14 protein-coding genes are annotated in these 13,888 nt (G+C 60.3%); 10 read left to right on the top strand and 4 right to left on the bottom strand.

The features are described from left to right. Window positions 1-16 precede the first annotated feature (16 nt). On the top strand, window positions 17-1,063 hold the full coding sequence (locus ILFOPFJJ_RS10220) for a porin (RefSeq protein ID WP_173510447.1): 1,047 nt from the start codon (window positions 17-19) through the stop codon (window positions 1,061-1,063). Between the two features lie 110 nt (window positions 1,064-1,173). Here the strand turns inward: ILFOPFJJ_RS10220 and ILFOPFJJ_RS10215 are convergent, their stop codons facing one another. The 3 genes from ILFOPFJJ_RS10215 to ILFOPFJJ_RS10205 form a co-directional block, all read right to left on the bottom strand. Then, a complete protein-coding gene (locus tag ILFOPFJJ_RS10215) occupies window positions 1,174-2,055 on the bottom strand; it encodes an alpha/beta fold hydrolase (protein ID WP_173510446.1) in 882 nt (293 codons plus the stop codon). Between the two features lie 289 nt (window positions 2,056-2,344). Then, window positions 2,345-2,827 carry a BA14K family protein gene (locus ILFOPFJJ_RS10210; RefSeq protein WP_246299580.1) on the bottom strand — a complete coding sequence of 161 codons (483 nt, stop codon included), beginning with the start codon at window positions 2,825-2,827 and terminating at the stop codon, window positions 2,345-2,347. 145 nt (window positions 2,828-2,972) lie between these two features. After that, window positions 2,973-5,036: a lytic transglycosylase domain-containing protein gene (locus ILFOPFJJ_RS10205; RefSeq protein ID WP_173510444.1), complete on the bottom strand. Its 2,064-nt coding sequence runs from the start codon at window positions 5,034-5,036 to the stop codon at window positions 2,973-2,975. A 292-nt stretch (window positions 5,037-5,328) separates the two neighbouring features. On the opposite strand from ILFOPFJJ_RS10205, the gene dapA reads away from it, so the two are divergent. Continuing rightward, window positions 5,329-6,213 carry a 4-hydroxy-tetrahydrodipicolinate synthase gene (dapA, locus tag ILFOPFJJ_RS10200; protein WP_173510443.1) on the top strand — a complete coding sequence of 295 codons (885 nt, stop codon included), beginning with the start codon at window positions 5,329-5,331 and terminating at the stop codon, window positions 6,211-6,213. Then, window positions 6,213-6,692: an SsrA-binding protein SmpB gene (gene smpB / locus ILFOPFJJ_RS10195; protein WP_173510442.1), complete on the top strand. Its 480-nt coding sequence runs from the start codon at window positions 6,213-6,215 to the stop codon at window positions 6,690-6,692. The genes dapA and smpB overlap by 1 nt, the downstream gene beginning before the upstream one ends. Window positions 6,693-6,775: 83 nt before the next feature. On the opposite strand, the gene ILFOPFJJ_RS10190 is transcribed toward smpB, so the two are convergent. Further along, window positions 6,776-7,354, bottom strand: coding sequence for a LabA-like NYN domain-containing protein (locus ILFOPFJJ_RS10190; RefSeq protein ID WP_173510441.1), 579 nt, complete (start codon window positions 7,352-7,354; stop codon window positions 6,776-6,778). Between the two features lie 470 nt (window positions 7,355-7,824). On the opposite strand from ILFOPFJJ_RS10190, the gene rpoZ reads away from it, so the two are divergent. The 7 genes from rpoZ (at window position 7,825) to rnc (ending at window position 13,888) form a co-directional block, all read left to right on the top strand. Further along, window positions 7,825-8,232 carry a DNA-directed RNA polymerase subunit omega gene (gene rpoZ / locus ILFOPFJJ_RS10185; protein ID WP_136504099.1) on the top strand — a complete coding sequence of 136 codons (408 nt, stop codon included), beginning with the start codon at window positions 7,825-7,827 and terminating at the stop codon, window positions 8,230-8,232. A gap of 103 nt (window positions 8,233-8,335) precedes the next feature. Next, complete coding sequence (locus ILFOPFJJ_RS10180) at window positions 8,336-10,561, top strand: RelA/SpoT family protein (protein ID WP_173510440.1); 2,226 nt, start codon at window positions 8,336-8,338, stop codon at window positions 10,559-10,561. Window positions 10,562-10,840: 279 nt separating this feature from the next. Further along, window positions 10,841-10,993, top strand: coding sequence for a DUF3563 family protein (locus tag ILFOPFJJ_RS10175; protein ID WP_173510439.1), 153 nt, complete (start codon window positions 10,841-10,843; stop codon window positions 10,991-10,993). 366 nt (window positions 10,994-11,359) lie between these two features. Further along, window positions 11,360-11,866: a DUF2062 domain-containing protein gene (locus tag ILFOPFJJ_RS10170; protein ID WP_376741402.1), complete on the top strand. Its 507-nt coding sequence runs from the start codon at window positions 11,360-11,362 to the stop codon at window positions 11,864-11,866. Beyond that, on the top strand, window positions 11,863-12,282 hold the full coding sequence (gene acpS, locus ILFOPFJJ_RS10165) for a holo-ACP synthase (RefSeq protein ID WP_173510437.1): 420 nt from the start codon (window positions 11,863-11,865) through the stop codon (window positions 12,280-12,282). Before ILFOPFJJ_RS10170 ends, acpS begins: the two co-directional genes overlap by 4 nt. Before the next feature lie 146 nt (window positions 12,283-12,428). Next, complete coding sequence (lepB, locus tag ILFOPFJJ_RS10160) at window positions 12,429-13,172, top strand: signal peptidase I (RefSeq protein ID WP_173510436.1); 744 nt, start codon at window positions 12,429-12,431, stop codon at window positions 13,170-13,172. Beyond that, entirely contained in the window at window positions 13,172-13,888 is a 717-nt protein-coding gene (gene rnc / locus ILFOPFJJ_RS10155; RefSeq protein ID WP_173511479.1) for a ribonuclease III, read from the top strand. The genes lepB and rnc overlap by 1 nt, the downstream gene beginning before the upstream one ends.

The raw sequence follows: 13,888 nt of genomic DNA, 5'->3' as shown, positions 1-13,888 counted from the left end.
TGACTGGAGGTCAGAAATGAACATCAAGAGCCTTCTTCTCGGCTCCGCTGCTGCTCTCGCAGCAGTATCCGGCGCGCAGGCAGCCGACGCTATCGTCGCCGCCGAGCCGGAGCCCATGGAATACGTTCGCGTCTGCGACGCTTTCGGCACGGGCTACTTCTACATCCCGGGCACGGAAACCTGCCTCAAGATCGGCGGCTTCATCCGCGTTCAGGGCTCGTTCGGTCGTGACGAAGCTGACAGCCGTTTCGACCAGGGTTCCCTCGGTGGAAACAATCAGTCCACGTCGGACTGGGATGTCTTCTCCCGCGCTTACATCTCGTTTGACGCCAAGAGCGACACCGAGTACGGCACGCTCACCGGCTTCTTCGCTGCTGAGTTCAACGCCGATAACGACACCGACTCTGGCGACAGCGACTTCATCGACGTTGATGAAGCCTACATCCAGCTCGGCGGCTTCAAGGCCGGCTTCTTCTACAGCTGGTGGGATAAGGGTCTGAACGGTGAAACCGATACGCTCGGCAACTTCACCGAATTCAACTCGCTCGCTTACCTCTATGACGGCGGCACGTTCCAGGCCGGTATCTCGGTCGACGAACTCGAAGGTGCAAGCACCAAGGCTAACGGCGTTGGCGTTGCTGGTATCGTTTCGGCCACCCTCGGCGGCGTTTCCTTCGACCTGCTCGGCGGCTTCGACACGGAAGTTGAAGAAGGCGCGATCCGCGCTCTGCTTTCGGCTGACCTCGGTCCGGGCGTCTTCCAGGTCGCTGGTATCTGGGCATCCGACCCGAACGCATATTGGGCTGAATCCGAATGGACGGTTGCTGCTTCGTATCGCTTCAATGCGACCGACAAGTTTGCAATCACCCCCGGCGCCCAGTACTTTGGTAGCCTGAATGACGGCAACAACGGCTTCGGCAACGACGATGCATGGCGCGTTGGTGTAACGGCTGACTATCAGGTCACCGAAGGCCTCGCCACTCGTCTGTCGGTTCAGTACCAGGATGAAGACAACGGCGACGACGAAGTATTCGGCTTCCTCCGCCTGCAGCGTGACTTCTAATCTGGCCTGACCTCGGTCAGTTAGGGAAAGCCCGGCTCTCGAGCCGGGCTTTTCCATTTTTAGGGCCTGTTGCGGGGAGAGTGTTTCCGCTCTGCCGTCGGCGAGCTGGTCTACCGTCGAACAAAAGCCGCTATAGCCTGTCTCGGGCCATCGAGATGCAGAAGCGGTGCATGGCCCTGTCCGATCGCTGTCACTGTCACCAAGTCTGGATGGCGATGCTTCATTTCCCCGACTGTGATCTCGGACAGGAGGCTGGAGTGCTCGCCACGAACGACCATCATCGGCAGCCCGGCGAGCGCATCGAATTGCGGCCAAAGGTCCGGCAGTGAGGTATCGGCGGTAAGCGGCCGCAGTTGCGCCGCGATCGCCGGATCGAAGTCGGCGACCGGGAGTCCGCCTTCGTCGCGATAGATCGCCTTCGCCATCCCGTGCCAATCGTCGTCACGAAGGATCGGGAAATCTGCCCCATGTATGGATTGCAGATAGCGAGGTGCCGCAAGCCAGCTTGCCGGCCCGGTCGCTGCGTTGAGGTAGTCCCGGATTCGAAGCAGCCCCTCGATTTCAATGACCGGGCCGATGTCGTTGAGAATGACGGCTGCGATCAAGGTAGGGGCGAGGCCCACGAGATGATGCAGGATCAGGCCGCCGCGCGATGTGCCGATGAAAATTGCCCTCTCGACACCGAAATGCGCGCAGGCGGCGATGAGATCCAAGGTTTCCATGGCGACAGTGTAACGGCGTTTGTCGTCGTCGCGCTCCGAACGACCACGCCCACGGGAATCAAGAGAGATGACGAAATGTCCGCCTCCCGCCGGGGAGGCGAGAAAGCCCGCGAGCTCGTGAAAGTCGCGGCTGTTGCGTGTCAGGCCAGGCAAACAGACGACGGGAACCTTTGTACCACCTGACGATGCTGCGAGGCCGTAGGACCTGGCATAAAGCTGCAGGCCATCCTGTCCTCGAAAGAGATGTTCCCGAAATTCACTCCGGTCCATGATCGACTCCATTCGGTCGCGGGGAGTGAATCGTAGCTTCTGTATGTGCGACGGCAAGCCGGCAAAGGGACTTTATCAAACCGGAAGATTGTCACTTTAGGGGCCGGATCGTCCCGCGCAGCTGCGCGTCACTTCGCGCGCAATTATACGCTGGCGGAGAGCCCGGAATTGGCACATTTCCAGCAAAGGCGTGTAGCGGTTTTCCGTCCGAAGTTGCGCAGTTTCAAGGAGTCAGGTCATTTCACCGCTTCAATGAAGCAGTGAAATGACTATGGCCCGGTGAGGTGCCTTAGCTGTAGGGCGAATAGCACTGGCGACGGGGACCGCCATACGGCTGAAAGGTGTTATCCCAGGCCCGATAGGACCGGTAACGTGCATAGCACCACTCAGTATGGGCGTTGCCGCCGGAATATCTCGGTCGCTGGCTCAGCACGCCACCGACGATCGCGCCGGTCGCCAGGCCGCCAATGAACGCGCCGAAATCGTTGTCATCGTCGCGATAGTAGCGGCGGTAGCGGCGATCACGATAGCGATCGCGATAGAAACTGCGGCGATAGTCACGATAGCCACGCCGAGACTCACGATAATCGCGTCGGCACGAAGGCAAGCGGCACACGCCCTTAGCATGCTCACCGCGCTCGTAAGAGAACTGCACGTGCTGGATGTCCGTGGCTTGCGGCTTTACCGCCGGAGCGATCGGAAATGCCTCTGCGGGCGGAACGCTGCTTATCGCCGTCGCCAGCGACAGGGCGACAATTGCTAACGTCTTCATTGGCTTCACCATTTCCTTTCGAGACAAACGCATCCCTTCCGGAAGAAAATGGTTGGGACCGCATTTTGTGCCATGTTCCGGCGACCGATCACGACCATTTGATCGCGCCTTTCGCCGGGGGACAAGGGGCCAAAGTCGATTGAACTCAGGGCAATTGCCGTCCCATTCTCAAATCCGCGACGATGTCGGCGGGCTCTCCCAACCGGGACTTGTAGACCTGATAGTTCTCCATGACCCGCTGGACATAGTTGCGCGTTTCCTGGAAGGGAATGCGTTCGATCCAGTCCACCACGTCATCGATTGGCTTGCCGCGGGGGTCGCCATAACGATCGAGCCATTCCGGCACGCGGCGCGGGCCGGCATTATAGGCGATGAACGTCAGAATGTAGGAACCGCCAAAACTGTTGATTTGCTCGCCGAGATAGTGCGCCCCCAGGGTCGCATTGTAGCCTGCATCAGTCGTCAGGCGGTCCTTGGAATAGGCAAGGCCGAATCGGCTCGCGACGCCCTTGGCGGTGCCCGGCAGAAGCTGCAGCAGTCCGCGGGCATTGGCGACCGAGACGGCGGCCGGATTGAAAGCGCTTTCCTGGCGGGCAATCGCATAGGCCAGCGCCTTGCCGGCACCGGTGATATCGGCGCTGGACGGGATCACTCCGATCGGAAAGGCAAGCGCGGCGACATCGACGCCTCGGGCGAAAGCAATCTTGCCGATTTGCAGCGAAAGCTGGTGATCGCCTGTTTCTTCCGCCCGCGCAGCAAGCATCGCGAGTTCGCCGGGGCTGGTCAGTTCCTCGGCCAGCGACCGATAAAGGCTGTCCGCACGCCAGCCGTGGCCGGCGGCATCCAGGCCGGAGATGGCCCTTACGGCCTCTCGACGTTCGAACCGTATGCGATCCTCCGGCGTGGGGGAGGGGTAGCTTACGTCAAGCGCCGAGCGGCCGAGCCGCGCGGCTGCGAGTTGGCCATAGAATGTGCCGTGATAGCGCGCCGCATTGGCAAGATGCTCCTTCGGATCGCCAGGGCCGCCCGCTTCGGCGGCGCGTCCGAGCCAGTACCAGGCACGCGAGGCTGAGATCGGCCGGGTCGACGCTTCCAGTATCTTCCGGAAATGGCCTGCCGCAGTTGCCGGGTCTTCCAGGCCGCGAAGCGCGTACCAGCCGGCGTGAAACTCCGCGTCCACGATGTCCGTCGCTTCGGTTGCCGCATGGCTGGCGGCGACGCGGTAAGCGCCACGGAAATCACCTTCGTCGAGCAGGCCGCGGCTGACAATGCGCTGCTCCGTCCACCATTCGCCCGGATTGACAAGAGCTTCGCTGTCCTTCGGCATTTGGGCCAGAAGCTTGGCTGCTTCCTGGTATTTGTCCTGCTTGCGCAGATGCTCGATGCGGAGAAATAGAAAGGCGGGGCTATCGCGCCACGACAGGTCGACCGCCTTGATCAGCGCCGCCGCGTTGTCGCTGCTGCGGATAACCGCTGTCCAGGCGCGATAAAGCGATTGCGCCTTGCCGAGGTCGCTGAAACGCCCCGCCTGATCGACGCGAGCGCGATAGAGCAGCAGTTCCATGCGCCGCCTGTGGTCGGCGGTGGTCAGTAGATCGGAAAATTCCGAGAGGATCTTTGTTTCCGTGTCCTTGTCGAGCGCGTCTTTCAACCAGGTAGCTCGCAGATGCTTGGCCGCCGCTGCGTTTTGTCCTTGAGCCATGAGCGCCCGGGCGAGAATGATCGTCCCCTCCGCCGTCTCGGGCCGGGTCGCGCCGAAGGCGGCGATCACATCCGCGGCAGGCGGGTTTTCGCGATAGAGCGCCCGTTCCGAATGCGCCCGCAGCAATTTCAAGCCGGGCCAGCCTTGAAGCTCCCGTTGTGCTTCGGCGATCTCGTAGGATGGAACGCCCTTCTGACCTGAAACGGCAATGGCCCAGGTGAGGATGTGGCGCTCGAGCGTTCCCGAGGGCATGCCGTCGCGAACCGCGATTGCTTTGGCGGGCTCGCGATTGGAAAGCGCGTCGAGGCCCGTCTTTAAATCTGCGCCGATCGGCGCAACGGCCGCGGATATTGCGGCCGTGACATCCGCAACGCGTCCCGTCTTGCTGGGGGAATCAGGCCTGTTTGCCGGTACCGCTGTCCGGTGGGTCTCGCTGGCGGGAGCCGAAGAAGCGAGCACCGCGGCGCCGACCATGATGACTACAGGCAGAAAGAGTGGTCTGCGCATCAAGAGCCCCCGTGTTCCCCTTCGTTCTCCGCCGGACCGCTTGCCGAAAGTTAGCGGCATTTGCCGATGACCGCAAATCATGGGTCCGGTGTCTTCATGGGGCCCGCTCGAGCATTGGCTCCAACCGCCGCAGTGCCTTAGAGCTGTCGTTTGGGTGAAAACCGACATGAAATGCGTCTTCACGACGCTTGCCGCGACCACTTCACATGATTATGGTGCGGCAGTTTTTTAACCGTCGATTGCGGCCAAAGCGTGAGAGTTTCGTGCTCCTTGCGGCCGTCAGGAGTTGTGCATGTTCCAGGGTTCCATTCCCGCACTCGTAACACCGTTCACCGCCACCGGCTCAGTGGATGCGGATAGTTTCGTCGCGCATGTGGAATGGCAGATAAAAGAAGGCAGCCATGGGCTGGTGCCGGTGGGCACGACCGGGGAATCGCCGACCTTGTCCCATGACGAGCACAAGAAGGTTGTCGAACTCTGCGTGGAAGCAGCGGCGAGGCGCGTGCCCGTGATTGCCGGTGCCGGCTCGAACAACACGACCGAAGCAATCGAGCTTGCACAGCATGCCGAAAAGGCCGGCGCCGACGCCATTCTGGTCGTGACGCCCTATTACAACAAGCCGACGCAGAAGGGCCTCTTTGCCCACTACGCTGCAATCGCCGAAAGCGTGAAGCTGCCGATCGTAATCTACAATATTCCCGGTCGCTCGGTCGTCGACATGAGCGTCGAGACCATGGCTGCGCTGGCAAGGGCTTATCCGACGATTGTCGGCGTCAAGGATGCGACCGGCAAGATCGAGCGCGTCTCCGAGCAGCGCATGGCCTGCGGCAAGGAGTTCGTGCAGCTTTCGGGTGAGGACGCGACGGCCCTTGGCTTCAACGCGCATGGCGGGGTCGGCTGCATTTCCGTCACAGCCAACGTCGCGCCGCGCCTTTGCGCGGAATTCCAGGAAGCGACACTTGCCGGTGAATTCGCAAAGGCGCTGGAGTATCAGGACAAATTGATGCCGCTCCACAAGGCTATCTTCATGGAGCCCGGCCTTTGCGGCGCCAAATATGCGCTTCATCGCCTCGGGCGGATGAGTCGCGCCGTTCGTTCGCCGCTGTTGGCGACGCTCGAGCCGGGCACGGAGGAAGCGATCGATGCGGCGCTCCGGCATGCGGGATTGTTGAACTGATGGCCCCCAAAGGCAGCGAGCGCACGGTCAAGAAAGTCGTGGCGGAGAACCGCAAGGCCCGCTTCAACTACGAGATCATCGATACCTACGAGGCCGGTCTCGTGCTGACCGGCACGGAGGTCAAGTCGTTGCGCGAAGGAAAGGCCAATATATCGGAATCCTACGCGACCGACGAAGGCGGCGAAATCTGGCTGATCAATTCCTATCTACCGGAATATTTGCAGGCCAACCGTTTCAACCACGAAACCCGTCGGCGTCGCAAACTGCTGTTGTCGAAGCGGGAAGTGAACCGGCTGCAGGGCGCCGTCAACCGTGAAGGCATGTCACTGATTCCGTTGCGGATCTATTTCAACGACCGCGGGCGGGCGAAGCTGGAGCTTGCCCTGGGCAAGGGCAAGAAGCTGCACGACAAGCGTGAGACCTCCAAGGAACGCGACTGGAATCGGCAGAAGAACCGCCTGCTCAAGGAGCGCGGCTGACTAAAGAGCGCGGCTGACTAAAGAGCGCGGCTGATCCGGCCGGGTGAGGCGCGCTCGCGCCGCCCCTGCATGGGCTCGAATTCTTAAAGTTCGACGTCGTCTGCGACGGGTTCGACCGGACGCGGTGTGCGTTCCGAGGGCTCACGGCCGATCTCGCCTCTGAGTGTCACGAGATCGATGAAATGATCCGCCTGGCGTCGCAGATCGTCGGCTATCATCGGCGGTTGGGTCGACATGGTCGAGACCACGGAAACCTTGCGGCCCTTGCGCTGCAGCGCTTCGACCAGCGTGGTGAAGTCGCCGTCACCCGAGAAGATGACGAGATGATCGACCGTCTCGGACTGCTCCATAGCGTCGATCGCCAACTCGATATCCATGTTGCCCTTGATCTTGCGTCGCCCGAGCGAGTCGGTGAATTCCTTGGCCGGCTTGGTGATGACCTTGTAGCCATTGTAGTCCAGCCAATCGATCAGAGGACGGATCGACGAATATTCCTGATCTTCGATAAGCGCGGTGTAATAGTAGGCCCTGAGCAGGTATCCGCGTTTCTGGAAAGCTTTCAGCAGCTTGCGATAGTCGATGTCGAAGCCGAGGCTTTTCGACGCGGCGTAGAGATTGGCGCCGTCAATGAAAAGTGCGATTTTCTCGCGGGGATCGAACATCGTAATTTCCTTTTTCCATGCCCGGCGCATCTTGAACCTTCCGACCGAAGGGTGCGCAGAAAATAGGTGGATTACATTAATAATTGCTGATATTGCAAATAATGTAGGTTATACCACGCATTAATCCAACCAGCGCACGACGCATATAGCTAGTTTTAGCAGTTGCTGCAGTTGGTCCACACCTCAATTTGCGATTGCCGCTGCAAATTCGATTAGCGCATTGCGCAATGCAATCAGCATATGTGGCCAACACTTGCGGCGCCCAGGCGTCATATTCTACCATGTGTCACTGGGTGATGTGAGCACTGAATGCAGGAAAAACTTGAACTTATGCTGTTTTGATTGTATCCGGGCGGATAATTCCAGAAATCGGAGCTGATGAAGTCGTCAACCGACGGCTGTTCCGGTCTCGTGTCGTTTAATCTGTGCAGCGGCAACGCCGCCGCGCTTTGAGTCGCAAAGGACAGGCTATGGCCCGCGTCACCGTCGAAGACTGCATTGACAAAGTCGACAACCGTTTCGAACTCGTTCTGCTCGCCAGCCACCGCGCACGCCTAATTTCGCAGGGTGCCGCTATCACCGTTGATCGCGACAACGACAAGAACCCCGTCGTTGCATTGCGCGAGATCGCTGACGAGACCCTTTCGCCCGGCGATCTGAAGGAGGACCTGATCCACTCGCTGCAGAAGCATGTCGAAGTGGACGAACCCGAGCCGGATCCGGCTTCGCTGACGCAGCCGGAAGCCGCCGCCGCTTTCGCGGATGCGGCGGAAGAGGAAGATCAGCCGGAAGCGCTGACCTTCGACCGCATGTCCGAAGAGGAACTGCTTGCAGGTATCGAAGGACTCGTGCCTCCGGAAAAGAGCGACGACTACTAAGATCCGTTCCGGAACGTGTGTTCCGGTCTGTTTTCAAAGCAGTGCGCCACTCCTATGATTGGCGCACTTTTTTTGTTTGTCTTTTCCACGGAGCCGCCAGCGGATGATGCGCCAATACGAGCTCGTTGAGCGCGTGCAAAAATACAAGCCCGACGTCAATGAAGCCCTGCTGAACAAGGCTTACGTCTACGCCATGCAGAAGCACGGCCAACAGAAACGGGCAAGCGGCGACCCCTACATCTCCCACCCCCTCGAGGTGGCGGCCATTCTCACCGAAATGCATCTGGACGAGTCCACGATCGCCGTTGCGCTGCTGCACGATACGATCGAGGACACGACGGCGACGCGGCAAGAAATCGACGATCTCTTCGGCGAGGACATCGGTGCCCTGGTCGAGGGGCTGACGAAGATCAAGAAGCTCGATCTCGTCACCAAGAAGGCCAAGCAGGCGGAAAACCTGCGTAAGCTGTTGCTTGCCATTTCGGACGACGTCCGCGTTCTCCTCGTCAAGCTTGCCGATCGCCTGCACAACATGCGCACGCTCGACCACATGTCGCCGGAGAAGCGCGCGCGCATTTCCGAAGAGACGATGGACATCTATGCGCCGCTGGCCGGGCGCATGGGCATGCAGGACATGCGCGAGGAACTCGAAAATCTCGCTTTCCGCCATATCAACCCGGAGGCCTACGAAACAGTCACCAGGCGACTCCAGGAACTCTCAGAGCGCAACGAGGGCCTGATCAAGAAGATCGAGGAGGAATTGAGCGAACTGCTGCAGGCCGAGGGCCTGACGCAGGCGCTGGTCAAGGGACGTCAGAAGAAGCCCTATTCGGTCTTCCGCAAGATGCAGTCAAAATCGCTTTCCTTCGAGCAGCTGTCGGATGTCTGGGGCTTCCGCATCATCGTCGACGACATTCCCTCGTGCTACCGTGCGCTCGGCATCGTGCACACACGCTGGCGCGTCGTGCCGGGACGCTTCAAGGATTATATCTCGACGCCGAAGCAGAACGACTACCAATCGCTTCACACGACGATCATTGGCCCGTCACGCCAGCGCATCGAGCTGCAGATCCGCACGAAACGCATGCACGACATTGCGGAATATGGTATTGCGGCGCATGCCCTTTACAAGGATCGTGACGCCGTGGCGACGGATGCGCCGCGATCACCCACATCGAACGCCTATTCCTGGCTTCGCCGCACGATCGGGTCGCTGGCCGAAGGCGACAATCCCGAGGAGTTCCTGGAACACACGAAACTCGAGCTGTTTCAGGATCAGGTATTCTGTTTCACGCCCAAGGGGCAGTTGATCGCGCTGCCACGCGGCGCTACGCCGATCGATTTTGCCTATGCCGTGCATACGAACATCGGCGATACCTGCGTCGGCGCGAAGATCAACGGCCGCATCATGCCCTTGGTCACGCGTCTCAACAACGGTGACGAGGTGGAGATCATCCGTTCCGGCATTCAGGTGCCGCCGCCCGCCTGGGAGGAAATCGTCGTTACCGGCAAGGCGCGTGCCGCTATCCGTCGCGCGACGCGTGCGGCCGTCCGCAAGCAGTATGCCGGTCTCGGCTACCGTATTCTTGAGCGGACTTTCGAACGTGCCGGCAAGAGTTTTTCGCGCGAGGCGCTGAAGCCGGCCCTGCACAGGCTCGGGCAAAAAGAGGTCGAGGACGCGATCGCCGCGGTCGGGCGGGGTGAGCTGTCCTCGCTCGACGTCCTGCGCGCCGTATTCCCCGATCATCAGGACGAGCGTGTCACGGTGAAGCCCAGCGCGGACGACGGCTGGTTCAACATGCGCAGCGCCGCAGGCATGGTCTTCAAGCTTCCCGGCCGTTCGAAAGAGACGGTCGGAGCGCAACAGGTCGAGGGCCCTGAAGCTTTGCCGATCCGTGGCCTTTCCGGCAATGCCGAGGTGCACTTCAGCCCGGCCGGCGCTGTTCCGGGCGACCGCATCGTTGGCATCATGGACAGCGACAAGGGCATCACCATCTATCCGATCCAGTCGCCGATCCTGCAAAACTTCGATGACGAGCCGGAGCGCTGGATCGATGTGCGCTGGGACCTCGATGAAGCGAACAGCAGCCGGTTCATCGCAAGGATCGCGGTCAGTGCGCTGAACGAGCCCGGCACACTGGCGGAGATCGCGCAGGCGATCGCGACGACCGACGTCAACATCCGCACGCTTTCCATGGGGCGAGTCGCGGCGGATTTCAGCGAGCTGCAATTCGACCTGGAAGTCTGGGATCTGCGTCAGTTGAACCATCTGATCGCACAGCTCAAAGAGTTGCCGAGCATTTCCATGGTCAAGCGGCTGTTCGAATAGGCACGTCAAAAAGCTGCAAAGAGGCCGGCCAGCACTGCGATTTCTCGGCGGGGATGGCCCGTTCGTGCGATCGAGTCGCGCGTCGTTCAAGCCGCATATATGGATGGCAGTTGTTCCGACGGATACGTTCTTCATGCATTTGCCTATGGAATAGGCATGATGAGGGAGGGAAAGTCCGCTGTCATGCGTTAGTTGCATGGCTGCCGCCTTATCCTGACGCTGGTAGGGCAGCGGTCGCTAAACTATCTTTCGCTTGGGAGGTAAACGAAGAGGTTTGCCATGTTCAAGCAGTTGAAGAAACTCACCCGTGCCCTGCACGTTCCGACCGTTGAAGAGCGTGAGATCGCCTATCTGAACGGTTCCGTCGATCGCATCGATCTCGAATACCGTCAGCGCCAGATCGACCGTGGCCTGTTCCGCAGCAGCTTCTGATTTTATCGCGCGGCCCTCGAACGCGCGATAGCTGGCCCGACGGTCCCACGTGTCTTTTCAGGCGCATAAAGGTTGCTGTAGCACTCTGATTTGCTGCATGTTTTCATCCTTGACCGGCCCGATTTAAGGATGCATGCAGCAGCGGTTGGCGGCTCGCTAAAGCCATGCATCAGGCGAATAGCTCCGTTGCAAATTTCTGCGGCGCCGCGCCTGACTTGTCTGCGATGGACATGACGCCTATCTTGCGGCCCACAACGAGGCGGAAGCGCTTTCTCGCGCCGATGGGCCGCTTCGAGATGCGATCATGACGGCATAATGTTATTCAGGCGCAGAAAACCGGTCACGATTTCCGAGAGGCTCCGCGCCTTGTTATGGCCACGCAAGGGCCTCTCGCGCGGGCTGCGATACATTGCCTTGCGCGTCCTGCGTCTGTCGTCTTCGCCGCATTCGATCGCGGTCGGCGTTGCGGCCGGCGCCGCATCGTCGTTCACGCCGTTTTTCGGCCTTCACATCTTCCTGGCAGTCGCCCTCGCGTCGATTTTTTCCGGCAATCTTCTTGCGGCCGCTATCACGACGGCGCTCGCCAATCCGGTCACCATTCCGATCATCCTGACGGCCTCTTATGAAATCGGCACCGTCCTGACAGGGCCGCAGGATGGCACGGCTGTCAGCGGCGCCGAGATCGGTGATATGGTCGAGCGCCTGGAACTCGCGGAACTCTGGGGACCGGTATTCAAGCCGATGCTCATCGGTTCACTTCCGCTCGCCGTCGCTGGCGCGCTTGTCTTCTATCCGCTCGCCTACCAAGCGGCCCGGCTTTTCCAACGGAGGCGCAGGCGAGCACGTTCCCAACAGGTCGGGCACTCATCATGATCATTGGCATCGGCAGCGATCTCATCGATATCCGCCGGATCGAGAATTCGCTCGAACGCTTCGGCGAACGCTTCGTCAATCGGTGCTTCACCGACATCGAGATCGCCAAATCGGACGGCCGCAAGAATCGAGCCGCATCCTATGCCAAGCGCTTCGCCGCCAAGGAGGCCTGTTCGAAGGCACTAGGCACCGGCTTGGCGCAAGGGGTTTTCTGGAAGGACATGGGTGTCGTCAATATGCCGGGCGGAAAGCCGACGATGCAGTTGACCGGCGGCGCGGCCGAGCGGCTCCAGAAAATGTTACCCGTGGGTCACCGTGCTGCCATCCACCTGACGATCACGGACGACTTCCCGTTGGCACAAGCCTTCGTGATTATCGAGGCGCTGCCCGTTGCCCCGGTGGAGGGAACGGTTTAGAGCATTCTGCTGGAAACACGGACCGGCGGTCGCTTGAAGCGCAAAGTTCCGGCAACATATAGGATCGAATTGCGCGGCGGCGCGCAGTACGGAGCCCGAGCGCAAGTATCGGGCATCCGAAGCGGATGACAAAGGAAGACAGCAGCGTGGAAGAAAAGACAGAAACGAAGCAGAGCGGCCTCTGGGAAAATGTAAAGGTTATCATCCAGGCGCTGCTTTTGGCCGTCGTCATCCGAACAGTCTTCTTCCAGCCCTTTACGATTCCGTCAGGCTCGATGATGCCGACCCTGCTTGTCGGCGACTATATTTTCGTGAACAAGTTCGCCTACGGCTATTCGAAGTACTCGCTGCCCTTCTCGCCTGATCTTTTTAGCGGCCGGATTTTCGCAAGCGAGCCAGAACGCGGTGATATCGTAGTTTTCCGCTTCCCGCCGAATCCGGACATCGACTACATCAAGCGTCTTGTTGGTCTTCCCGGCGACCGGATTCAGGTGAGAAACAGCGTTCTCTACGTCAACGACAAGGCCGTCGATCGCGTTCCGGACGGCGCATTCCGCGCTGACGACCAGTACGATACCGGCGGCGATGTCCCGGTCTACCGCGAGACGATGGACAGCGGCGTTTCCTATGACACGCTCGACCAGTTCCCGGATTCGCGCGGCGACAACACGCGTGAGTTCATCGTTCCCGACGGCCACTATTTCATGATGGGCGACAACCGCGACAATTCCGCCGACAGCCGCTTCGACGTCGGCTTCGTGCCGGCGGAAAACCTGGTGGGCCGCGCCAGCCTGATCTTCTTCTCGCTCGGCAACGACACGTCGTTCCGCGAGGTCTGGAAATGGCCGGCAAACCTGCGTTACGACCGCCTGTTCAAGGTCGTCGAATGATGAAGGGGCGACCGCTGAGCGCGGAGGATCGGGCAAGACTCGAGGCCGTGATCGGTTATCAGTTCGTCGAGAAGGAACGCCTGGACCGGGCGCTGACGCATTCGAGCGCTCGCAACGCCAAGGGCAGCAACTATCAGCGTCTCGAATTCCTGGGCGACCGTGTGCTGGGGCTGTGCGTGGCCGAGTTACTGTTCCAGACCTTTCGCGACGCGAACGAGGGTGAGCTTTCCGTCCGACTGAACCAACTGGTCAGCGCGGAAAGCTGCGCCAAAGTCGCGGACGACCTGTCACTGCACGAGTTCATCCGCACCGGTTCGGACGTGAAGAAGATCACCGGCAAGCACATGATGAATGTGCGCGCCGATGTGGTAGAGTCGCTGATCGCGGCGATCTATCTCGATGGCGGCCTGGAGGCGGCGCGGCGCTTCGTGCTGCTCCACTGGACGGCTCGCGCGGCCAGTGCCGACGGCGCCCGCCGCGACGCGAAGACAGAATTGCAGGAATGGGCGCACGCCAGGTTCGGCGTCGCACCGAAATACAGGACGGATGATCGCTCCGGCCCCGATCACGACCCGCGTTTCACGGTGACGGTCGAGGTTATGGGGCTTGCACCGGAGACGGGAACCGATCGCTCCAAACGCGGCGCCGAACAGGTCGCCGCGACACGATTGCTGGAGCGTGAAGGCGTTTGGCAGCAGAAGCCTGCCGGAAATTGA

It is taken from the genome of Sinorhizobium psoraleae, from assembly GCF_013283645.1.
GTDB lineage: Bacteria > Pseudomonadota > Alphaproteobacteria > Rhizobiales > Rhizobiaceae > Sinorhizobium > Sinorhizobium psoraleae.
The sequence above is the reverse complement of the archived record's forward strand: the minus strand, read 5'-3'. Positions and strand labels throughout refer to the sequence as shown.